This is a genomic window from Sulfitobacter sp. R18_1 (assembly GCF_017743915.1).
Lineage (GTDB): Bacteria > Pseudomonadota > Alphaproteobacteria > Rhodobacterales > Rhodobacteraceae > Sulfitobacter > Sulfitobacter faviae.
The window spans coordinates 280,324-301,737 of the sequence record NZ_JAGHRG010000005.1 but is presented as its reverse complement, the minus strand read 5'-3'; the positions used below and the strand labels follow the sequence as shown (position 1 = coordinate 301,737).

At 63.5% G+C, this 21,414-nt stretch carries 18 protein-coding genes; 16 read left to right on the top strand and 2 right to left on the bottom strand.

Annotation, left to right across the window (positions count from 1 at the left end):
• Positions 1-40 precede the first annotated feature (40 nt).
• The 15 genes from J7392_RS12535 to ccoS all read left to right on the top strand — a co-directional run bounded on the left by J7392_RS12535 (position 41) and on the right by ccoS (position 18,198).
• Positions 41-817 (top strand): MetQ/NlpA family ABC transporter substrate-binding protein, encoded by a 777-nt coding sequence (locus J7392_RS12535; RefSeq protein WP_209217826.1) that lies wholly within the window; start codon positions 41-43, stop codon positions 815-817.
• A gap of 413 nt (positions 818-1,230) precedes the next feature.
• Positions 1,231-2,223 (top strand): ABC transporter substrate-binding protein, encoded by a 993-nt coding sequence (locus J7392_RS12530; protein WP_209217825.1) that lies wholly within the window; start codon positions 1,231-1,233, stop codon positions 2,221-2,223.
• A gap of 103 nt (positions 2,224-2,326) precedes the next feature.
• Entirely contained in the window at positions 2,327-3,130 is an 804-nt protein-coding gene (locus tag J7392_RS12525; protein WP_067266249.1) for an ABC transporter ATP-binding protein, read from the top strand.
• Positions 3,130-4,395: an ABC transporter permease subunit gene (locus tag J7392_RS12520; RefSeq protein ID WP_067266238.1), complete on the top strand. Its 1,266-nt coding sequence runs from the start codon at positions 3,130-3,132 to the stop codon at positions 4,393-4,395. The genes J7392_RS12525 and J7392_RS12520 overlap by 1 nt, the downstream gene beginning before the upstream one ends.
• A 91-nt stretch (positions 4,396-4,486) precedes the next feature.
• Positions 4,487-5,074, top strand: coding sequence for an XRE family transcriptional regulator (locus J7392_RS12515; protein ID WP_209217824.1), 588 nt, complete (start codon positions 4,487-4,489; stop codon positions 5,072-5,074).
• An 89-nt stretch (positions 5,075-5,163) separates the two neighbouring features.
• A complete protein-coding gene (locus J7392_RS12510; RefSeq protein WP_209217823.1) occupies positions 5,164-7,626 on the top strand; it encodes an FAD-dependent oxidoreductase in 2,463 nt (820 codons plus the stop codon).
• A 1-nt stretch (position 7,627) separates the two neighbouring features.
• A complete protein-coding gene (locus tag J7392_RS12505; protein ID WP_209217822.1) occupies positions 7,628-10,075 on the top strand; it encodes an FAD-dependent oxidoreductase in 2,448 nt (815 codons plus the stop codon).
• A gap of 117 nt (positions 10,076-10,192) precedes the next feature.
• Complete coding sequence (ccoN, locus tag J7392_RS12500) at positions 10,193-11,803, top strand: cytochrome-c oxidase, cbb3-type subunit I (protein ID WP_209217821.1); 1,611 nt, start codon at positions 10,193-10,195, stop codon at positions 11,801-11,803.
• A gap of 5 nt (positions 11,804-11,808) precedes the next feature.
• Positions 11,809-12,645, top strand: coding sequence for a cytochrome-c oxidase, cbb3-type subunit II (ccoO, locus tag J7392_RS12495; protein WP_209217820.1), 837 nt, complete (start codon positions 11,809-11,811; stop codon positions 12,643-12,645).
• Between the two features lie 10 nt (positions 12,646-12,655).
• Positions 12,656-12,844 carry a cbb3-type cytochrome c oxidase subunit 3 gene (locus J7392_RS12490; RefSeq protein WP_209217819.1) on the top strand — a complete coding sequence of 63 codons (189 nt, stop codon included), beginning with the start codon at positions 12,656-12,658 and terminating at the stop codon, positions 12,842-12,844.
• Positions 12,841-13,743, top strand: coding sequence for a cytochrome-c oxidase, cbb3-type subunit III (gene ccoP, locus J7392_RS12485; protein WP_209217818.1), 903 nt, complete (start codon positions 12,841-12,843; stop codon positions 13,741-13,743). Before J7392_RS12490 ends, ccoP begins: the two co-directional genes overlap by 4 nt.
• Positions 13,744-13,839: 96 nt before the next feature.
• On the top strand, positions 13,840-15,429 hold the full coding sequence (ccoG, locus tag J7392_RS12480; protein WP_209217817.1) for a cytochrome c oxidase accessory protein CcoG: 1,590 nt from the start codon (positions 13,840-13,842) through the stop codon (positions 15,427-15,429).
• The gene (locus tag J7392_RS12475; protein WP_209217816.1) at positions 15,426-15,899 is read left to right on the top strand and encodes a FixH family protein; all 474 of its coding nucleotides are present in this window, start codon (positions 15,426-15,428) and stop codon (positions 15,897-15,899) included. Before ccoG ends, J7392_RS12475 begins: the two co-directional genes overlap by 4 nt.
• A complete protein-coding gene (locus J7392_RS12470; RefSeq protein ID WP_209217815.1) occupies positions 15,896-18,016 on the top strand; it encodes a heavy metal translocating P-type ATPase in 2,121 nt (706 codons plus the stop codon). Before J7392_RS12475 ends, J7392_RS12470 begins: the two co-directional genes overlap by 4 nt.
• Complete coding sequence (gene ccoS / locus J7392_RS12465; RefSeq protein ID WP_209217814.1) at positions 18,013-18,198, top strand: cbb3-type cytochrome oxidase assembly protein CcoS; 186 nt, start codon at positions 18,013-18,015, stop codon at positions 18,196-18,198. The genes J7392_RS12470 and ccoS overlap by 4 nt, the downstream gene beginning before the upstream one ends.
• A 55-nt stretch (positions 18,199-18,253) precedes the next feature.
• Here ccoS and J7392_RS12460 read toward each other — a convergent pair whose 3' ends face one another.
• On the bottom strand, positions 18,254-18,937 hold the full coding sequence (locus J7392_RS12460; protein ID WP_209217813.1) for a helix-turn-helix domain-containing protein: 684 nt from the start codon (positions 18,935-18,937) through the stop codon (positions 18,254-18,256).
• A gap of 155 nt (positions 18,938-19,092) precedes the next feature.
• On the opposite strand from J7392_RS12460, the gene J7392_RS12455 reads away from it, so the two are divergent.
• Positions 19,093-19,827, top strand: coding sequence for a response regulator (locus J7392_RS12455; RefSeq protein WP_209217860.1), 735 nt, complete (start codon positions 19,093-19,095; stop codon positions 19,825-19,827).
• Here J7392_RS12455 and J7392_RS12450 read toward each other — a convergent pair.
• Positions 19,824-21,353: a PAS domain S-box protein gene (locus J7392_RS12450; protein ID WP_209217812.1), complete on the bottom strand. Its 1,530-nt coding sequence runs from the start codon at positions 21,351-21,353 to the stop codon at positions 19,824-19,826. The two genes, J7392_RS12455 and J7392_RS12450, sit on opposite strands and share 4 nt — an antisense overlap.
• Between the last annotated feature and the right edge of the window lie 61 nt (positions 21,354-21,414).

Below are 21,414 nucleotides of genomic sequence, written 5' to 3'. Positions count from 1 at the left end.
CCGCGCCTTACATCCGTTCTCTCAATCTAAGGAGACTACTATGCTTCGTCTTACAACACTCACCTCCGTTCTGGCGCTGATGGCCACCGGCCCTGCCGCCGAGGAAATCAAGGTCGGCGTTTCCCCCGGTGAACACGCCGAAATCATGGAAGAAGTCGCCCGCATCGCGGAGCCTATGGGCCTTGAAATCGATGTGGTCGAATTCTCTGACTATGTGGTGCCGAACCAAGCGCTCGCCGATGGCGACATTCAGGCGAACTCTTTCCAGCACGTGCCCTATCTCGAAGCGCAGATGAAAGACCGCGGCTTTGAGCTGAGCGTGGTCGGCAACACGATCACCACCCCGATGGGCGTCTATTCCGACAAGATCACCGATCTTGCCGATCTCGAAGAAGGCTCAACATTCGGCATCCCGAACGATCCCACTAACGGTGGCCGCGCGCTGTTGGTTCTACAAGAACTCGGTTTGATCAAAGTCGATGAGGCCGCAGGTCTGGTGCCCACCGTCCTCGACATCACTGAGAACCCCAAAGATCTGTCCTTCAAGGAGCTCGACGCCGCGCAACTGCCGCGTTCGCTGGCCGATCTGGATGCGGCTTTGATCAACACCAACTACGCGATCGCCTCGGGCCTCAGCCCCAAGGAAGATTCCATCGCGATGGAAAGCGCCGAGAACCCCTATGTGAACGTCATCGCTGTCCGCAAAGGCGACGAGGAAGCGGCATGGGTTGAGACATTGCTCAAGGCCTATCACTCCGATGAGATCAAAACCTTTATCGATGAAAGCTATCAGGGCACGGTCATCACCTCCTGGTAAGCGCTTGTTCTAGAAGCGTATTGATAGACTTGACCCGCGCCTCCGCGGGTCAAGAGCGCCCCGGCCAGGGCCGGGGCATTTTGACTGGTTAAGACTCCCCTAATCATTGGGTCGAGGCTGACGGTCAGCTAAAACCATTAAATTTCTGTTTAGAAATCCCGCGTAGTTCTCGGAGATCACGCGCGCTCTGGCGTATTTTCTACGCATACTTCTTAACATTGAAATTATGTTGCGCTGCGGCGCAAGAAAATTGTTGAAAAGTTCATTTCCGCCCGTATCGTGAAATCGTGAGGGATTTTTTCACATGACCCGGGGCTTGCCCTTCCTGATGTCTGACAGGGCCGATGGTCGCGATCCATGTGAACGGGAGTTCGACTGCAAGACGCGACCATAACAAACCAAGGGAGACTATCATGAAGACCGTGAAACTGATGGGCACCGCCGCCAGCCTGCTTGTGCTGGGGGTCAGCCAATCCGCCGCGCAGGATCTGACCGTAGGGTATTTCCTCGAATGGCCGATGCCGTTCCAATACGCCAAGGCGGAGGGGATGTATGACGAAGCGCTCGGGACGACCGTGAATTGGGTGAGCTTCGATTCCGGCACCGCCATGTCGGCGGCGATGGCCTCGGGGGATGTGCAGTTGTCGCTCAGCCAAGGCGTGCCGCCCTTCGTGGTCGCCACTTCGGCGGGGCAAGATCTGCAAATTCTCGATGTCGCGGTCAGCTATTCCGAGAATGACAATTGCGTCGTGCGCGAGGCGCTGGAGATCGACAAATCCTCTGCCGAGGAACTGACGGGCAAGAAGGTCGCGGTGCCGCTTGGCACGGCTGCGCATTACGGTTTTCTCAAACAAATGAAACACTTCGGCGTCGATGTTGGATCGCTCGACGTGGTGGATATGGCGCCGCCAGATGGGGCCGCGGCCATCGCGCAGGGATCGGTCGATATGGCCTGCGGCTGGGGTGGGTCGCTGCGCCGGATGATGGAACATGGCAATATCCTTTTGACCGGCGCGGAGAAGGAAGAGCTGGGCATTCTCGTCTTCGACGTGACCTCCGGCCCGGCCTCTTGGGTGGCCGAAAACTCTGACACGGTCGCCGCCTTCCTGAGCGTGACGGCCGAAGCAAACGCGATGTGGGCGGATGAGGCCAACCGCGAGAAGATGCTGCCCGTCATCGCCAAGGACGCCGGTATGGACGAAGACGCCACGATGGAAACCATCGCGACATTCTCTTTCCCGACGGTTGATGAGCAGATGGGTGAGAAATGGCTCGGCGGGGGCGCGCAGGAGTTCATGAAAGGCGTGGCCGATGTCTTTGTCGAAGCAGGCGCGATCGACGGTGCGCTCGACAGTTATGAAGATGCGGTGAACACCGGCCCGCTGCAAGCGGCGAGCGATATGTAAGCCAAGCGGCGCAAAAATAGGCCGCCCCATTGCAGCCCGGTGCCTGATTGCGAGGGACCGGGCAGACGGGGCGCGCCGATAAACGAATAAGCAGCGGGGCGGCATGTCGGGATTGAAAATCGAAAACCTGTCGATGCGGTTTGATCTGCCCAATGGCAGTCATGTGCAGGCGCTTGAGGACGTATCGCTTGACCTTGCGGAGGGGGAGTTGATGTCGGTCCTCGGCCCCTCGGGCTGTGGCAAGACGACGCTGCTCAATATCGTGGCGGGTTTCCTTGCCCCGAGTTCGGGCGAGATCGTAATGAACGGCCATAGCGTCACGGGGCCGGATGCCGAGCGCGGCATGGTCTTTCAACAGGGCGCGCTCTTTGAGTGGATGTCAGTGCGTGAAAACGTAAGCTTCGGTCCGCGCATGAAGGGGCAGGGCGAAAAGCAATACGGGGCCGAGGTTGACCATCTGCTCGATATCGTCGGGCTGGGCGATTTCAAGGAAAAGGCGATCTATGAGCTCTCGGGCGGGATGCAGCAGCGGGTGGCGCTGGCGCGTTGTCTGGCGAATGACCCCGATGTGATCTTGATGGACGAACCCTTGGGCGCGCTGGACGCGCTGACCCGCGAAAAGATGCAAAGCCTCGTCCTGAAACTGTGGAAAGAGACCGGCAAGACCATCATCCTGATCACCCATTCCGTCGAAGAGGCGCTGCTGCTTGGCGAGCGGCTTTTGGTCATGGCGCCGCGCCCGGGGCGCATTCACCGTGAATACCGTTTGCCTTTTGCCGATCTGGGCGTGGGACAAGACCTGCGTGAGGTCAAGAAACACCCGGAATTCGCCGAAAGGCGCGAGGAAATCCTCGGTATGATCTGGGACATGGAGGAAGAGATCATGGGCCGGACGGAGGAGGCATGATGTTGATCCTGCTTATCTATATCGTCATCTTCGCGCTTTCCTTTTTCCTTGTCCGCTTGGTCGTCGATCAGACAGCCAGCGGTTTCGCGGCGCGTAAAACGGTAACCTTTGGCGACGAAAGCGCGGTGACGTCGAACCGCACCGCCAGCGTGATCTCGATCTTGACGATCTTCCTGCTGTGGGGCGCGTTCACCGGCTCCTCCCTGCTGCCCCGGTTTTTACATGCGCCCGGCCCGTTCGAGGGGCTGGCCGAGCTGACCTATACTGCCGAGGCCGATGACGGCTCCCGCGATGATGGCACGATCACGGTGCTGGTGCATCCGGTGGGCGAAGACGCCGAGACGCCGCAGGTCGATCCCGGCGAAGGCTGGGCCAAGAATGACGCTTTCACCATCGGCGCTTGGCGCTCGGGGCTGTTGCGTGTTGATAAGAATGACGAGAAGGGCCGCGATCTCGGGCACCGGGTCGTCGCCGTGAACGGGCAGGAGATCGCGCCCGGTGGCGAGGTGCAGACCGAGTTTGGCCGCGTGGGCATGTCGCCCAAGGGCACGCTGAACTTCGAGCCTGCCAAGGGCTGGCAGATGGAGCCGATCTGGCTGCCGCCCCCCGAAGCCGTGGTCTCCCGCCTTGCTGAAATCTCAAGCCAAGGCTACCGCGACAGCACCCTGTGGGAGCATCTGGGCTATTCGCTGTTCCGCGTGGTGGTGGGGTTCGCCCTTGGTGCGCTGGTGGGCATTCCGCTGGGCTATGCCATGGGGCTGTCGGGCTGGTTTCGGGGCTGGTTCGATCCGATTGTCGAATTCATGCGCCCGGTGCCGCCGCTTGCCCTCATCCCGCTGGTGATCATCTGGGCGGGGATCGGGGAGGTGGGCAAGATCATCCTGCTGTTCCTCGCGGCGCTGTGGATCATGGCCATCGCTGCGCGGTCGGGCGTGTCGGGGGTGAATATCACCAAGGTCCATGCGGCCTATTCGCTGGGCGCGTCCAAGGCGCAGATCATGCGCCATGTCATCGTGCCAAACTCACTGCCCGAGATCTTTACCGGTGCGCGGGTGGCGATGGGGGTCTGCTGGGGCACGGTGGTCGCCGCCGAACTGGTCGCGGCAGAGAAAGGGGCGGGGATGATGATCATGGTCGCCTCCAAATTCCAGCTGACCGATATCGTGCTTATGGGGATCATCCTGATCGGCATCATCGGGTTCGGTATCGACATGCTGATGCGCAAGGCTGAGCGGTTGCTGGTGCCTTGGAAAGGGCGGTCTTAACCCCGCCCGCCATCCCCTTCTGTTTGAAAGGAGCCGCCCTTGCCAGACGCCGAATTCCGCGCCACAGTGAAAAAATGGAGGAAAATTTCACATGACCCGAGCGAAAAGACCCGGGGCGGAGGCCGTGGGGCCACGCTCTCTGGGGGCCGACCTACGGGCGATCCGCAAGGGGCGCAAACTGACTCTCACGGATCTGGCCGAGGCTTTGGGCCGGTCGGTCGGCTGGGTCAGTCAGATCGAACGCGACATCTCGACCCCCTCCATCGCCGACCTGCGCCGCATCGCCGAGATCTTGGACGTGCCAATCTCGCTGCTTTTTGGCGAAGCGACGGTAAGCCCCGAAGAACGTGGCTATGTCGTGCGGGCCGGGGCGCGGCGCGCCATGGGGAGCGCGGCCAATGGGTTGACGGAAGAACTGCTGTCGCCCGATCTCACCGACAGTTTCGAGGTAATCCACTCGACCTTTGCCGCCTATTCGGGGCTGGAGGCGCCCGTCAGGCGCGAAACGCAGGAGGTCGGCTTCGTCATCTCGGGCCGGTTGAACCTCACGATCGCGGAACGCCGCTTTTCCGTTGGCCCCGGCGACAGCTTTCGCATTCGGGGCGAATATTACACTTGGGACAATCCCTACGACACGCCCGCCGTGGTGGTCTGGGTGATCTCTCCCCCGGTGTACTGAACCGGGTTTTCATCAATTCGAACAATTACAAACTGTCCGGGGGCGCCTCTGGCCAACCCTTTGGCGGTGCATGGCGATAGGAGGTGCATGTGGCTGATTTTCCGACAACGGCACGGGTGGTGATCATCGGCGGCGGCGTGGTTGGGGTCTCGACCCTCTATCACCTCGCCCGCGCGGGGTGGACCGATTGCGTCCTGCTGGAAAAGAACGAACTCACCGCAGGCTCTACTTGGCATGCGGCGGGCAACTGTCCGAACTTCTCGAACTCTTGGGCGGTGATGAACATGCAGCGCTACGGGCTTGAGATGTACCGCGGTTTGGGTGAGGCGGTCGGCTATCCGATCAATTACCATGTCACCGGGGCGCTGCGGCTCGCGCATAGTCGCGAGCGGATGCAGGAGTTTGAACATGTCGCCTCCATGGCCCGCGCGCAGGGGCTGGGGATGGAGATGTGCACCCCCGCCGAATTGAAGGAACACAACCCTTTCATAGAGTTGCACGACCTAGCTGGCGGGCTGTGGGATCCCTTGGACGGGGACATCGACCCGGCGCAGCTGACCCAAGCCCTTGCCAAAGGGGCGCGAGAGGCGGGCGCGGCGATCCATCGTTTCACCCCCGCGACCGGGATAGACCGCGAAGGGGATGAATGGATCGTCCATACCGACAAGGGCGCGATCCGCTGCGAGAAGGTGGTCAACGCTGCCGGCTATTACGCGCAACGGGTGGGCGAATGGTTCCGCCCCCATGGGGGCCGCCAAGTGCCTGCGGTGGTTATGAGTCATCAGTATTTCCTGACCGAGGAAATCCCCGAGCTTGCCGCTTGGACCGCCGAGAAGGGCCATAAGATGCCAATGGTCCGCGATGTGGACAGTTCCTACTACCTGCGGCAGGACAAGAACGGGCTGAACCTCGGCCCCTATGAGCGCAACTGCAAGGCGCATTGGATCACCCCCGACGATCCGATGCCCGAGGATTTCAGTTTTCAGCTTTACCCCGACGATCTAGATCGGCTGGAATGGTATATCGAAGACGCCATGGCGCGGATGCCGCTGTTGGGCCAGAGCGGTGTGGGGCGGGTGATCAACGGGCCGATCCCCTATGCGCCCGATGGGCTGCCGATGCTGGGCCCGATGCCCGGCGTGCCAAACGCTTTCGAGGCGCATAGCTTTACCTTTGGCATCGCGCAGGGCGGCGGCGCGGGCAAGGTCATGGCCGAATGGATCACGCAAGGCGAAACGGAGTGGGACATGTGGGATGTTGACCCGCGCCGCTACACCGCCCATGCCGATCACGACTTTACCCTCGCCAAGGCGCTTGAGACCTATGGCCATGAATATGCGATGCATTTCCCGCATCACGCATGGCCCGCCGGGCGCGACAAGAAGCTGTCGCCGCTGCACAACCGGCTGCGCGACGCGGGCGGTCAGATGGGGGCCTACAACGGGTGGGAGCGGGCGAATTGGTTCGCCAAACCCGGTGATGACACCGCCGAGGCCGCGACCCAGACATGGGACCGGGATGGCCCATGGGCGGCGCGGGTTCGTGAGGAGGTCGTGGCGGTGCGCGACCATGTGGGCGTGCTCGATCTACCGGGGTTCTCGCGTTTCGCGCTTGCGGGGCCGGGGGCTGCGGAATGGTTGCGGGGCCGCATCGCGGGCGCGCTTCCGAAGGTCGGGCGGATGACGCTGGGCTATTTCCCCGACAGCCGGGGCCGGGTGCTGACCGAGATGTCGATCCTGCGCCATGCTGAGGATGACTTCACCCTGATCACCGCCGCTCCCGCGCAATGGCATGACTATGAATTGCTGCGCGATGCGCTGGCCAAAGAGGGCGAGATCAGCCTGACGGATCGCACCGATGCAGTCTCGACCCTGATCCTATGCGGTCCGAAATCCCGCGCCCTGCTGGCGCGGCTGGGCCCGGAGGCCGATCTGGCGCTGCCGTGGCTCAGCCATCAAGAGGCGTCGGTAGAGGGCAGGCCTGCGCTGCTCGCCCGGGTCTGTTTCGCGGGCGAGTTGGGCTGGGAAATCCACGCGGCCCCCGAAGACATGCCCGCGATATATGATGCGCTGATCGCGGGCGGGGCCACGCCCTTTGGGATGTTCGCGCTCAATTCCATGCGGCTGGAAAAAGGCTACCGGACGTGGAAGGGCGATCTGTCGCAGGAATATACCTTGCTGGAGGCCGGCTTGGACCGTTTCCTGCGCCTCGACAAGCCAGAGGCATTTCCGGGGAAGGAGGCGCTGATCGCCGAAAGGGACGCAGGGCCGCAGCGCCGCTTCGTGACGTTGGTGGTCGGAGGTAACCCGCAAGATGCGCCGCCGATGGCCACGCTGCGCCTGAACGGAGATGCCGTGGGCGAGGTGACCAGCGGCGGCTATGGCTACCGGGTCGATGCCTCCATCGCCCTTGGCGTGGTGCGGGCTGATGCTGCCGTGCCGGGTACCGAACTTACGGTCGAAATCTACGGCCAAAGCTACCGCGCCACGGTGCAGCCCGACACCCCGCTTTGGGACAGCCAAAACACGCGCATTCGCGCGCAGGAGGTCTGAGATGGGACAGCTGCCTTCCAAGGCCCGCGCGGTGATTATCGGCGGTGGCGTGATCGGCTGTTCGGTCGCCTATCATCTGACAAAGCTCGGCTGGACCGATGTGGTACTGCTGGAGCGCAAACAACTGACCTCCGGCACCACATGGCACGCGGCGGGGCTGATCGCACAGCTGCGGGCGACGCAGAACATGACGCGGCTGGCGAAATACTCCCAAGAACTCTACGGCGCATTGGAGGGGGAAACCGGGGTCGCCACGGGGTTCAAACGCGTGGGCTCGATCACCGCCGCCCTGACGCCTGCGCGGCGAGAGGAGATCTTGCGTCAGGCCGCCATGGCCCGCGCCTTTGGCGTCGAGGTCGAAGAGATCACCCCTGAAGAAGTCCGCGCGAAATACCCCCATGTGCAGACCGAGGGCATGACCGGCGCGGTTTATCTTCCGAAAGACGGGCAGGGCGATCCGGCCAATATCGCGCTGGCCTTGGCCAAGGGCGCCCGGGCGCGCGGCGCAGTGGTGGCCGAGCGGGTCAAGGCGACCGGTGTCACCCGCGCGGGGCGTCGGATCACTGCGGTGGACTGGGCCGGGGAGGATGGCAGCAGGGGCCGGATCGAGGCCGAACAGGTCATCAATTGCGCGGGCATGTGGGGGCGCGAGTTGGGCCGGATGCTGGGCAGCAACGTGCCGCTGCAAGCCTGTGAGCATTTCTATATCGTCACCGAGGCCGTGCCGGGCTTGCACGAGTTGCCGGTGCTGCGCATCCCCGATGAATACGCCTATTACAAAGAGGATGCGGGGAAGATCCTGCTCGGCGCCTTCGAACCCGTCGCCAAACCTTGGGCGCTGGATGGCATCCCCGAGAGTTTCGAGTTCGATCAACTGCCCGAGGATTTCGACCATTTCGAGCCGATCCTCGAAATGGCGGTCAAACGGCTGCCGCTGCTGGCGGAGGCGGGAATTCATACCTTTTTCAACGGCCCCGAAAGTTTCACCCCCGACGATGCCTATCACCTCGGCCAAGCGCCCGAGATGGACAATGTCTGGGTCGCCGCCGGGTTCAACTCCATTGGCATCCAATCGGCAGGCGGGGCGGGCATTGCGCTGGCGCAGTGGATGGAGGACGGGCAGAAACCCTTCGATCTGGGCGATGTGGATATCGCGCGGATGCAGCCGTTTCAGGGCAACAAGACCTATCTGGCGGAACGGTCGACCGAAACGCTGGGGCTGCTCTATGCCGATCACTTCCCCTACCGCCAAAAGGCCACCGCGCGGGGCATTAGGCGCAGCCCGCTCCATGCGCATCTGCTGGAGCATGGCGCGGTCATGGGCGAATTCGCAGGCTGGGAACGAGCCAATTGGTTCGCCGATCCCGGGCAGCCGCGCGAATATCGCTATGCTTGGGGCCGGCAGAATTGGTTCGACAATCAAGCCGCCGAACATGCCGCCATCCGCGCGGGCGTGGGGCTTTACGATATGTCGTCTTTCGGCAAAATCCGCGTCGAGGGGCCAGAGGCCGAGGCTTTCATGAACCACGTCTGCGGCGCGCAGATGGCGGTGCCGGTGGGCAAGATCGTCTATACCCAGTTCCTCAACCCCCGCGGCGGGATCGAGGCGGATGTCACCGTCACCCGGCTGAGCGAGACGGCCTATCTCGTCGTCACTCCGGCAGCGACGCGGCTGGCGGATGAGACATGGCTGCGCCGCCATGCTGGCGACCGGATTGTGGTGATCACCGATGTGACGGCGGGTGAGGCGGTGCTCGCGATTATGGGGCCGAAGGCGCGGGACGTGTTGCAGGCGGTCTCCCCCAATGACTTTTCGAATGAGACGCACCCCTTCGGCATGGCGCGCGAGATCGAGATCGGCATGGGCCTCGCCCGGGCGCATCGGGTGTCCTATGTGGGCGAACTGGGTTGGGAGCTTTACGTCAGCGCCGAGATGGCAGGCCATGTTTTTGAGGCGCTGATGGAAGCGGGCGCGGCTTTCGGCCTGAAACTTTGCGGTCTGCATGCGATGGACAGTTGCCGGATCGAAAAGGGCTTTCGCCACTTCGGTCATGACATCACCTGCGAGGATCATGTGCTGGAGGCGGGCTTGGGCTTTGCGGTGAAGACCGACAAGCCCGACTTCATTGGCCGCGACGCGGTGCTGCGCAAAAAGGAAGAGGGGCTGAAACTGCGGATGCTGCAATTCCGCCTGACGGACCCCGAGCCACTGCTCTACCACGCTGAACCGATCCTGCGGGAGGGGGGCATCGTGGGCTATCTCACCTCAGGCAACTATGGCCATCACTTAGGGGGAGCGATCGGGCTGGGCTATGTGCCCTGCGCGGGCGAAAGCCCCGCCGATCTGCTTGCCTCGACCTATGAGATCGACGTGGCGGGCCGCCGGATCAAGGCCGAGGCCAGTTTGAAACCGATGTATGACCCCAGCGGGGCGCGGACCAAAAGCTAGGCCGTCGCCTTACGAAAACGCGCCCTTCGCAGGCTTATCCGCCGAGTTTTGACATAGATCAAAGCGGCGGCTTGGGGCCCATGTGATCCGTCTCCCAAAGATGAAGGGATTCGGAATATGTTCGATACGCTCAAGTTGATCGTGCTTGCGCTTATAGTGTTCTTTGCAGCACTCGGGGCGGATTGGGCGCGCGATCCGGCTTATATGGTTCACGCCCTGCTGGTCATGTTGGTGGCCGCAGGGTTGTTTTTTTGGCAGTTGCGTCGGATGCCTGTCGAGGACGCGGAGCCGGTCGCGCCTGCGGCGCCGCAGGGCTATATGGATGGCCCCATTCGCTATGGCGTCATCGCCACCGCCTTTTGGGGCGTGGTGGGGTTTTTGGTGGGCACCTTCATCGCCTTCCAACTGGCCTTTCCGGCACTGAACATTGATTGGGCGCAGCCCTATGCCAACTTTGGCCGGTTGCGCCCGCTGCACACCAGCGCGGTGATCTTCGCCTTTGGCGGCAACGCCTTGATCGCTACGTCTTTCTACATCGTGCAGCGCACCTCTTCGGCACGGCTCTGGGGTGGGAACGCGGCTTGGTTCGTCTTTTGGGGCTATCAGCTCTTTATCGTTCTCGCGGCCACGGGCTATTTGCTCGGCGCGACCCAATCCAAGGAATATGCCGAGCCGGAATGGTACGTCGACATCTGGCTCACCATCGTCTGGCTGGTCTACCTCGCCGTATTCTTCGGCACGATCCTGAAGCGGCGTGAGCGGCATATCTATGTCGCCAACTGGTTCTTTCTGGCGTTCATCATCACCGTGGCGATGCTGCATGTGGTCAATAACCTCGCCATCCCGGTGTCGATCTGGGGCTCCAAATCGGTGCAGGTCTTTGCGGGCGTGCAGGATGCGATGATGCAATGGTGGTACGGCCACAACGCCGTGGGCTTCTTCCTGACGGCGGGTTTCCTTGGCATGATGTATTACTTCGTGCCGAAACAGGCAGGCCGTCCGGTCTATAGCTACAAGCTGTCGATCATCCACTTCTGGGCGCTGATCTTTCTGTATATCTGGGCCGGTCCGCACCACTTGCATTACACCGCCTTGCCCGATTGGGCGGCGACGCTGGGGATGGTGTTTTCGATCATCCTGTGGATGCCCTCATGGGGCGGCATGATCAACGGGCTGATGACGCTCGAAGGCGCGTGGGACAAGATCCGCACCGATCCGATCATCCGCATGTTCGTGGCCTCGCTCGCCTTCTACGGGATGTCGACCTTCGAGGGGCCGATGATGTCGATCCGCGCGGTGAACAGCCTAAGCCACTACACCGATTGGACCATTGGGCACGTGCATTCCGGCGCGCTTGGCTGGAACGGGCTCATCACCTTTGGCGCGCTCTACTTCCTCACCCCGCGGCTCTGGGGCCGGGCGCAGATGCACTCCATGGCGGCGATCAACCTGCACTTCTGGCTCGCGACCCTTGGGATCGTGCTCTACGCGGCGTCGATGTGGGTCTCGGGCATCATGGAGGGGCTGATGTGGCGTGAGGTCGATGCCAATGGCTTCCTCGTCAACAGCTTTGCCGACACCGTCGAAGCGAAATTCCTGATGTATGTGGTCCGTGGTCTGGGCGGGGTTCTCTACCTCGCGGGCGGTGCGGTGATGGTCTGGAACATGTGGATGACCATCCGCGCCCCGCAAGCCCGCCCCGTCACCGTCGCCCTGCCAGCGGAGTAAGATCAATGGCCAAGAACCCCCACAGCCCCAATTATGACCCCGCTGACGACCCCAAGGTGGTCACCGCCAGCGAAGGCTTGAAGAAGGGCAAAGTCCCCAACGAACTGCCGCCCGAGACGGAGGCGATCACCTTTCACCAGCGGTTCGAGCGCAATGCGACGCTGCTGTTGATCGCCTCGCTCGGGGTGGTGAGCATCGGCGGGATCGTCGAAATCGCGCCGCTCTTTTGGTTGGAGAACACCATCGAAGAGGTCGAGGGCATGCGCCCCTATTCGCCGCTGGAATTGGCCGGGCGCGAGATCTATGTGCGCGAGGGCTGCTATGTCTGCCACAGCCAGATGATCCGCCCGATGCGCGATGAGACGGAGCGTTACGGCCACTACAGCCTCGCCGCCGAATCCATGTATGACCACCCGTTTCAATGGGGCTCCAAACGCACCGGGCCGGATCTGGCGCGCGTGGGCGGGCGCTATTCGGATGAGTGGCATGTCGATCACCTGATGGACCCGCAATCGGTGGTGCCGGAAAGTGTCATGCCGAAATACGCTTTCCTGATGGACGCCAAACTTGAGCCTGAGGATGTGACCGATCTGGTCGCCACCCACCGCACGGTCGGCGTGCCCTATAGCGATGAGATGATCGCGAATGTCCGTGGCGACTTCCGGGTGCAGGTCGACCCTTTCGGCGATTACGACGGGCTGCTGGAACGCTACCCCGGCGCGCAGGTGCGCAACTTCGACGGCCAGCCGGGGGTGAGCGAGATGGATGCCCTGATCGCCTATTTGCAAATGCTCGGAACGCTGGTCGATTTCTCGACCTTCGTGCCTGACGCCAGCCGCTGAGGAGGCCGCAATGGACACCTATTCTTTCCTGCGTGAACTGGCTGATAGCTGGGCGCTTTTGATCCTGACGCTGATTTTTCTGGGCGTCATTGCTTGGGCCTTTCGCCCCGGCTCGCGCGCCCTGCACGCCGCTGCCGCCGCCGTCCCGTTTCGCAACGACGACCCCGATCAAGCCCGCAATGACGGAGCCCGCACATGACCGATAAACGCAAGATCGACCCCGCCACCGGGACCGAGACCACAGGCCACAGTTGGGACGGGATCGAAGAGCTGAACACGCCGCTGCCGCGCTGGTGGCTCTGGACATTCTACGCCACCGTCGTCTGGGGCGTGATCTATACCATCCTTTATCCCGCCTGGCCGATGGTCTCTGGCGCGACGGCGGGGCTGCTCGGCTATTCCACCCGTGGCGAAGTCGCCGCCGAGATTGCGCGTGTGGACCTGTCGAATGCTGACCTGACCGAAAGCCTCGTCAACGTCGATCTGGCGGTGCTGAAGGACAACGAAGAACTGCACCGTTTCGCGACACAGGCCGGGCGCTCGGTCTTTGCGGCCAATTGCTCGCAATGCCACGGCGCGGGGGCAGGGGGTGTGGTGGCCTCGGGCTATCCGAACCTTTTGGACGATGACTGGCTCTGGGGCGGCACGATGGAGGATATCGCCTATACCGTGCGCCATGGCATCCGCAACGAGGATGACCCCGACGCGCGTTTCTCGGAGATGCCGCCGTTTGATTGGATGGAGGAGGCCGAGCTCGACGCCACCGTGCATTTCGTGCGCAGCCTTTCGGGGCTTGAGCATGACGCGGGCGCGGCGCAGGCGGGGGCAGAGGTCTATGCCGACAACTGTAGTGCCTGCCATGGGGAGCGCGGCCTTGGGGACCGTGAGATGGGCGCGCCGAACCTTGCCGATGCGATCTGGCTGCGCGGCGGCAGCCATGAGGCGATCCTGCGACAACTCAAAGCGCCGCGCATGGGGGTGATGCCGCCGTGGCAGGCCCGTCTGGGCGAGGCCGAGGTGCGCGCCGTGACCGCCTATGTCCACGGTCTGGGCGGCGGCGAGGCTGCGGCCGATGCCGAGGGTGCCGCCGCCGACTAAACCGGTACGACAAATAATCTGCAGATTGATGCAGATCAAAGCGGCCTGCGCCCTCCGGGTGTAGGCCGCAAGACGTAACACCGGAGCCTACTGCCCATGTCCAACGCCGCCCCCCCGCTTTTCGCCGCCCGCGAGCCGATTTTCCCCCGCCGGGTCAGCGGATTCTTTCGTCGGTTGAAATGGGTGATCCTGATCCTCACGCTGGGGGTCTATTACGTCACCCCGTGGCTCCGTTGGGACCGCGGGCCAAACTTGCCGGACCAAGCGGTACTGGTCGATCTCGCAAACCGGCGCTTCCATTTCTTCTGGATCGAGATTTGGCCGCATGAATTCTACTTCGTGGCCGGGCTGCTGATCATGGCGGGGCTGGGGCTGTTCCTGTTTACCTCCGCTCTGGGGCGGGTCTGGTGTGGCTATGCCTGCCCGCAGACCGTCTGGTCCGATCTCTTCATGACTGTGGAGCGTTGGATCGAAGGCGACCGCAACGCGCGCATCCGTCTGCACAACGCACCGTGGAGCCTGCGCAAGGCGCGGCTGCGGGGGGCGAAATGGGTGGTCTGGCTGCTGATCGCGGTGGCCACGGGCGGGGCTTGGGTCTTTTACTTTGCCGATGCGCCCACTCTCGCGCGTGACCTCGTGACCCTGCAAGCCGCCCCCGTGGCCTATGCCACCATCGCCGTGCTGACCGCCACGACTTTTATCTTTGGCGGCTTCATGCGCGAACAGGTCTGCATCTACATGTGCCCTTGGCCCCGCATCCAAGGCGCGATGATGGATCCGGGCACGCTGACCGTCGGCTACCGCAAATGGCGGGGCGAGCCGCGCGCCAAGGGCGGGGTGAAGCGCCAGAAAGCGGCGGCAGAGGCGATCGGCAGCGGCGATGCGGTGGCCCGCTATGGTGCGGCGCTCGACAAGAACACCGCGGGCGACCGCCAGTCGCGGGACGGCGAGGTTTTGGGCGATTGCATTGATTGCAACGCCTGTGTGGCGGTCTGCCCGATGGGGATCGACATCCGCGAAGGCCAGCAGATGGAATGTATCACCTGCGCGCTCTGCATCGATGCCTGCGACGATGTGATGGCCAAGATTGGCCGACCGCGCGGGCTGATCGACTACCTCGCGCTGGATGATGAGCCGCCCACCGCGCCCAAGGAAAGCGCCGCCGTGGCGGGCCTTGCCGAGGCGCCTGCTGGTGACGTCGCCGGGGCCACTGCGCCGCCCTGGCAGCCCAAGCCGCTTTGGCAGCATGTCTTCCGCCCGCGTACCTTAATCTATACCGCCGCTTGGGCCGCCATCGGTGTGGCGCTTGTCGTGGCGCTCTTCATCCGGCCTGAGATCGACATGACCGTGGCGCCGGTGCGCAATCCGACCTTCGTCACCCTCTCGGACGGGTCGATCCGCAACGCCTATGACATCCGCCTGCGCAACAAACATGGGGAGGCGCGGGATTTCCGGCTGTCTCTCGCCGGAGACCGTGGCTTGGACCTCAGCGTCGAGGGGGCGGCGGATCCGGTGGTCTCCGTCCCCGCCGACACCACCCGCCTGCAACGGGTCTATGTCATCGCCCCGCCGCAGAGTGACGCCGCCACCGCGCCGCGCAGCGATCTGCGGTTCTGGGTCGAAGACGTCCGCTCGGGCGAGCGGGCCTTTGGTGACACGATTTTCAATGGAAAGGACAGCCAATGACCGCAGCGCAATTGCAACGGGGGCGCCCCCTGACAGGCTGGCATGTGCTGGCGATCTTCGTGGGCGGGTTTTCGATCATCATCGCGGTGAACCTCGCGCTCGCTTTCAACGCGGTGCGCACCTTCCCGGGCAAGGAAACCGAATCGAGTTACGTCGCCTCGCAAAATTTCGACAGCGACCGCGCGGCGCAGGAAGCGCTCGGCTGGGCGGTACAGACCGAGTTGACAGGGGAGACACTCCGCTTGGCGGTGCAGGATGCCAATGGCGTGGTGCAGCCCAAGATCATCGCGGCGACATTGGGCCGGGCGACCACCGTGGCAGATGACATGACGCCCGACTTCGCCTGGGATGGCCATGCGTGGACCGCGCCCGTTACCGCAGGCCCCGGCAACTGGAACCTGCGGATCGAGATGCGCGCCGCCGATGGCACGCTCTTTCGCCGCCGCATTCCCTTGCGGGTGACACGATGACCGTCGCTGCCTGTCCCGGCTGTGTCGCAGGCACCCCCTCGGCCGTGGCTGCGGCGCACCGCATTGCGGAGAACGACAAGGCCATCCATCTCGCCCTGCCGCAGATCCGCTGCGCGGCCTGTATTGCGGGGGTCGAGGGGGTCTTGGCCCGCTTGCCCTCGGTCAAAGCCGCGCGGGTGAACCTTGGGGCCAAACGGGTGCGGATCGTGCTGAGCCCCGGATATGACGCCAGCGCCGCGCTTCAGGCGTTGAACGATGCGGGCTTCGAAGCACATGAATTGGATGCAACCGCCCTGCGCCCTGCGGGGGATGACACGGGCCGCCGTCTGCTGGCCCGCGCCGCCGTGGCGGGCTTTGCCATGATGAATGTGATGGCAGTCTCCGTCGCGGTCTGGTCCGGGGCGGGCGATATCACACGCGAGATGTTTCACTGGGTCTCTGCCGCCATCGCGCTGCCCGCCTTGGCCTTTTCGGCAGTGCCGTTCTTCGCCTCGGCATCGGTCGCCCTGCGGGCTGGGCGGATGAATATGGATGTGCCGATTGCGCTGGCGATCCTGCTGGCGGCGGCGACCTCGCTTTATGAGACTTTCGCCGCCACCGGGGCGCATACTTGGTTCGATGCGGCGCTCTCGCTGACCTTTTTCCTGCTGGTGGGCCGCTATCTTGAGCATCGCGCGCGGGCCACTGCACGTTCCGCCGCGGCGGAGTTAACGGCGCTGGAACTGCCCCGCGCGACGCGTCTGACCGCCACGGGGCGTGAGACGGTGGACGTCAGCGCCCTGATGCCCGATGACCGCATCGCCCTTGCCGCCGGGGCGCGCGCGCCGGTGGATGGCATCGCCTTGGGCGCGGTGATGGTGGACCGCTCCGCCCTGACCGGAGAGGCCGACGCCGTCGCGGTGGCGGCGGGCGGGGCGATCTGCGCGGGGGAGGTGATCCTTGGCACGCCGCTGACCCTAAGGGTCACCCGCCGGGCCGAGGATAGCACCCTGCGCCGCCTTGCGGCTTTGGTCGAGGTCGCCGAGACCGGCAAACACCGCTACAGCGGGATCGCCGACCGCGCGGCGCGGCTTTACGCGCCGGTTGTGCATGGGCTGGCGGCGCTGGCTTTCGTGGTCTGGTGGGCGCTGACGGGGGACCTTTATCACGCGATTGCCGTGGCCACGGCGACGCTGATCATCACATGCCCCTGCGCGCTGGCGTTGGCCATTCCGGCGGTGACGGCGGCGATGACCGGGCGTTTGTTCCGCGCGGGGGTGCTGCTGAAATCCCCCACGGCGTTGGAGCGTTTGGCCGAGATCGACACGGTTCTCTTCGACAAGACCGGGACGTTGACCGAAGGCGTCGCGCGACTGCCCGCGCTTGATGCAGAGGTGGCATCGGTCGCGTTTGCCCTCGCGCAGGCGTCTGACCACCCCGCCTCGCGCGCCTTGGCGGCGGCGTTGCAGGGGCAGATGCCCGCCGATCTGCGCGACCTGCAAGAGGTGCCGGGCGAGGGCGTTTGCGGCCTGTGGCACGGGGCGCGGGTCTCGCTGCGTCGCGGGCAGGAGGGGCCGGAACTGCATCTGCCAGACCGCTCTATTCCCTTGCCCCTGTCCGAGACGCCCCGCGCCGGGGCGGCGGAAGCCGTCAACGCCCTGCGCGGGCGTGGGATGGAAGTGGCGATGGTCACTGGCGATACCGCGCAGCGTGCAGAAGCGCTGGCCAACACCCTCGGGATCGCCACGGTTCATGCCGCCGTTCGGCCCGAGGATAAGGCCGGTCTGGCTCGCGACATGGCTGCGCGGGGCAAGCGGGTGCTCATGGTGGGCGACGGGTTGAATGACACGGCGGCGCTTGCCGGGGCGCATGCCTCTCTCGCGCCCGCCACGGCGCTGGATGCCGCGCGGGTCGCCTCGGACGGGGTGATGCTGGGCGGTGATCTTTCGGCGGTCGCCGATACCCTGCGGCTGGCCCGCCGGGCGCGCAGCCGTATTCGCCAGAACCTCGGGCTGGCCGCCGCCTATAACGCGGTCGCGATCCCGGTGGCGGTCATGGGCTTCGCCACCCCGCTGATGGCGGCGGCGGTGATGTCTTCCTCGTCTATCCTCGTGGTTTTGAATGCGGTGCGCCGATGAATATCCTGATCGTTCTCATCCCCGTCTCCGTCTGTCTTGGCGCAGCGGGGCTTGCGGCCTGTCTCTGGACGCTGCGCAATGGGCAATACGATGACCTTGAAGGAGACGCGGCGCGGATTTTGCTGGAGAATGGCGCGCCTGATGGGGACACCCACCAGCGAGATACCGAAAAGGCGACCTAAAAACGCAAAACGCGGGCCGAGACCCGCGTTTTCTTAACCCAGTAGAAGCCCGCCGTCAGTCGGCGGCCTGAGAGGCCGAGATCAGCGCGTCCATATCCTTGATCAGCACGGTCTGGGAGGTCTCTAGCGCGATAATATCTTGCTTGCGCAGGCGGGTCAGGGTGCGGCTCACCGTCTCAATCGTCAGGCCGAGGAAATCCGCGATGTCGCTGCGGGTCATCGGCAGGGCGCAGGTGGTGTAATTGCCGATCGGCCTGCCGGTGCGCTCCGCCAGCGTGATGAGGAAGGAGGCAACCTTTTCCAGCGCGGATTTGCGGGCCAGCATCATGAAGTGATCCTGCATCGCCGAAATCTCACGCAGGGCAGCGTTCAAGAGCCGTTTATGCGTCTCGTGATCCCCCTCGAAATCGTCGAGCGCATGGCGGCGGTGGGCAATCACCTCTGCCGTCTGGATCGCCTCGCAATCGCTGTGATGGAGCGCGCCATTGGGAAAGCCGATGATGTCGCCGGGCAGGCCAAAGGCGATGACCTGCCGCCGCCCGTTGTCGAGCACGCGGGTCAGGCGAAAGACGCCCGAGGTGATCTCATAGATATGGTTGGCGATATCGCCCTCGCGAAACAGATGGCTGCCGACCGCCTGCCGCTTGCGCGGCGATTGCGCGGCGGGGGTGCGGGGGCAAAGCTGCGCCTCGGGCACTTTGGTTGCGGGGGTGAACTCATTGGATAGCGTCACGTACATGCGATCGTCCTTTCTGCGGCGCGGTCACATTCTCAGGCGCATGTCGCAGAACGACCTTTGGTCTTGTATCCGTTTGTAACGCTTTGTCGCAGGGGACGGCGTGGCGGGTGGTGCTCGCTTGGGTTGCGGACTATACAAACGCAACTTTTGGGGTGATGGGCGTGGCCGCGAAGAAGATCCTTGTTGTTGATGACGATGCCAAGATCCGGACGCTTCTGAGGCGCTGCCTTGAAAGCGACGGCTACCTCGTGACCGAGGCGCATGACGCGCAGAGCGTGGACGCGGCCTTTGCGGCGGAGGCTTTCGATCTGGTGACCTTGGATCTGAACCTCGGCGCGGAGGACGGGCTGGACATCGCGCGCGACCTTCGCCGCGATCATGACGTGCCGATCTTCATGGTGACGGGCAAGGACGATGTGATCGACCGCGTTGTCGGGCTGGAGCTGGGCGCGGATGACTATCTGACAAAACCCTTCCATGTGCGTGAGGTCTTGGCTCGCGTGAAATCCGTCCTGCGGCGCAGCGGCAAGCGCGAGGCGGAGGCGCCCGCACCGCAAAGCGCGGACCCTTGGCTTGCGCTTGATGGGCTGAAGATCAACCTCGAGCGGATGCTGCTGGTGGGCCGGAACGGGCAGGAGGGGGATCTGACCACGGCTGATTTCAAACTCTTGGCCGCCTTTGTGAACCACGCGAAAAAGCCCTTATCGCGGGACCGGTTGATGGATCTGATCGACGGGCAGAACTGGGCACCCTTGGACCGCACTATCGACAACCAAGTGGCGCGGCTGCGCAAGAAGGTCGAGCGTGATCCGGCGCGTCCGCTTTTGATCAAGACGGTGCGCGGGGTGGGTTATGTGCTGACCGAAAGCCCCACCGCCACCTCGGGTTAGTCTTGTAACAAGGCGCGAAACGCTTCGGCCAGATCCGCTTGCCTGTAGGGTTTGCGCAGGAGGGCGAAGGCATGGCTCTCTTCCTCGCCGCGCAGGACGTTTTCGGAGAAGCCCGAGGTGATCAATATCCGCAGGTCGGGCATTTCCGTCGTGACCCGTTTGGCCAGCGCATGGCCCGACAACTCCCCCGGCATCACCAGATCGGTAAAGACCACGTCGATGTCGTCGCGGTCTTGCAGGATGTCCCATGCCGCATCGCCGGTGGTCGCCGTGACACAGTCGAACCCCAGCGACTCCAGCCGCCGCTCCGACAGGCGTAGGACCATCGGGTCATCCTCCACCAGCAGCACGCGCAGGCCGGTGCCGATCCCGGCGTGCTGCTCTGGCGCGTCGCTGGAGGCCGCCCGCGCGCCGGTGCTGTCCACGAGGGCGGGGAAATAGAGGCTGATCGTCGTGCCCTTGCCCAATTCGCTGTAGATCGCGATATGCCCGCCGGATTGCTTGATGAAGCCGTAAACCATCGACAGGCCCAGCCCCGTGCCTTGGCCGACCGGTTTGGTCGAAAAGAACGGCTCCATCGCGCGGGTGCGAGTCTCAGCAGACATGCCTTCGCCCGTGTCCGCGATCGACAGGCGGATGTAGTTGCCCATGTCGATGCCGATTTCCTGTGCGACATAGGTGTCGTCAAGCTGCATGTTGCGCGTTTCCAGCGTAATTTTCCCACCCGAAGGCATGGCGTCTTGGGCATTGAGCGCGATGTTGAGCACGGCAGTCTGAAGCTGGGTGGCATCTACCTTGGCCTGCCAAAGGTCCTCGGCAAAACCCGTCTCGACCGCGATATGCGCGCCGATGGTGCGTTTGAGCATCGCCACGGCTTTTGAGACTTCGGCGTTGAGGTCAATCTCCGCCGCGTTCAGCGTTGTCTTGCGGGCAAAGACCATCAGGCGTGAGGTGAGATCGGCGCCGATCTCTGCCGCCTCCAGCGCGTCCGAGATCAGCGCGCCGCTTTTGGCCGAGGTTTCCGACATCTCCAGCAGTTCCAGATTGCCGATCACGACCGTCAAAAGGTTGTTGAAATCATGCGCGATGCCGCCGGTCATCTGCCCGATGGCGTCCATCCGTTGCGAGCGGGCGGTGGCCTCCTCGGCGGCTTTTCGGCGCGACAGATCGTGCATGATGCCGACAAAGGCGACCTCGCCCGAGATATCGGCGCGGCCCACGGAAAGATGCAGCGGGAAGACACTGCCATCGGCGCGCAACCCTTCCACGTCACGGCCCACGCCGATGATGCGTTTCTCTCCGGTCTCAAGATGGTGACGCAGAAAGCCGTCATGTTGAACGGCCATATCCCCCGGCATCAGCATGCGCACGTTTTGCCCTACCAGATCCTCGACCGGATGGCCGAAAAGCATGGCCGCCGCCTTGTTCACCCGCAGGATATTGCCCGCGTGATCGGCCACCACCATGGCATCGACGGCGGCGTCCAGAAGGGCCAGCAGAACGGGGCTTTCGTCGTTGATCTTCATGCGAGGGTTCCGTCTGTAGGGGCTGCGGGGCAGGGCCTCCGATAGCGTGAGAGGGGGCGGG

Bases quoted from the DNA above. Each gene is read 5' to 3' on its own strand.
- J7392_RS12535 (WP_209217826.1), top strand. From the start codon at position 41: ATGCTTCGTCTTACAACACTCACCTCCGTTCTGGCGCTGATGGCCACC.
- J7392_RS12530 (WP_209217825.1), top strand. From the start codon at position 1,231: ATGAAGACCGTGAAACTGATGGGCACCGCCGCCAGCCTGCTTGTGCTG.
- J7392_RS12525 (WP_067266249.1), top strand. From the start codon at position 2,327: ATGTCGGGATTGAAAATCGAAAACCTGTCGATGCGGTTTGATCTGCCC.
- J7392_RS12520 (WP_067266238.1), top strand. From the start codon at position 3,130: ATGTTGATCCTGCTTATCTATATCGTCATCTTCGCGCTTTCCTTTTTC.
- J7392_RS12515 (WP_209217824.1), top strand. From the start codon at position 4,487: ATGACCCGAGCGAAAAGACCCGGGGCGGAGGCCGTGGGGCCACGCTCT.
- J7392_RS12505 (WP_209217822.1), top strand. From the start codon at position 7,628: ATGGGACAGCTGCCTTCCAAGGCCCGCGCGGTGATTATCGGCGGTGGC.
- ccoN (WP_209217821.1), top strand. From the start codon at position 10,193: ATGTTCGATACGCTCAAGTTGATCGTGCTTGCGCTTATAGTGTTCTTT.
- ccoO (WP_209217820.1), top strand. From the start codon at position 11,809: ATGGCCAAGAACCCCCACAGCCCCAATTATGACCCCGCTGACGACCCC.
- J7392_RS12490 (WP_209217819.1), top strand. From the start codon at position 12,656: ATGGACACCTATTCTTTCCTGCGTGAACTGGCTGATAGCTGGGCGCTT.
- ccoP (WP_209217818.1), top strand. From the start codon at position 12,841: ATGACCGATAAACGCAAGATCGACCCCGCCACCGGGACCGAGACCACA.
- ccoG (WP_209217817.1), top strand. From the start codon at position 13,840: ATGTCCAACGCCGCCCCCCCGCTTTTCGCCGCCCGCGAGCCGATTTTC.
- J7392_RS12475 (WP_209217816.1), top strand. From the start codon at position 15,426: ATGACCGCAGCGCAATTGCAACGGGGGCGCCCCCTGACAGGCTGGCAT.
- J7392_RS12470 (WP_209217815.1), top strand. From the start codon at position 15,896: ATGACCGTCGCTGCCTGTCCCGGCTGTGTCGCAGGCACCCCCTCGGCC.
- ccoS (WP_209217814.1), top strand. From the start codon at position 18,013: ATGAATATCCTGATCGTTCTCATCCCCGTCTCCGTCTGTCTTGGCGCA.
- J7392_RS12460 (WP_209217813.1), bottom strand. From the start codon at position 18,937: ATGTACGTGACGCTATCCAATGAGTTCACCCCCGCAACCAAAGTGCCC.
- J7392_RS12455 (WP_209217860.1), top strand. From the start codon at position 19,093: ATGGGCGTGGCCGCGAAGAAGATCCTTGTTGTTGATGACGATGCCAAG.
- J7392_RS12450 (WP_209217812.1), bottom strand. From the start codon at position 21,353: ATGAAGATCAACGACGAAAGCCCCGTTCTGCTGGCCCTTCTGGACGCC.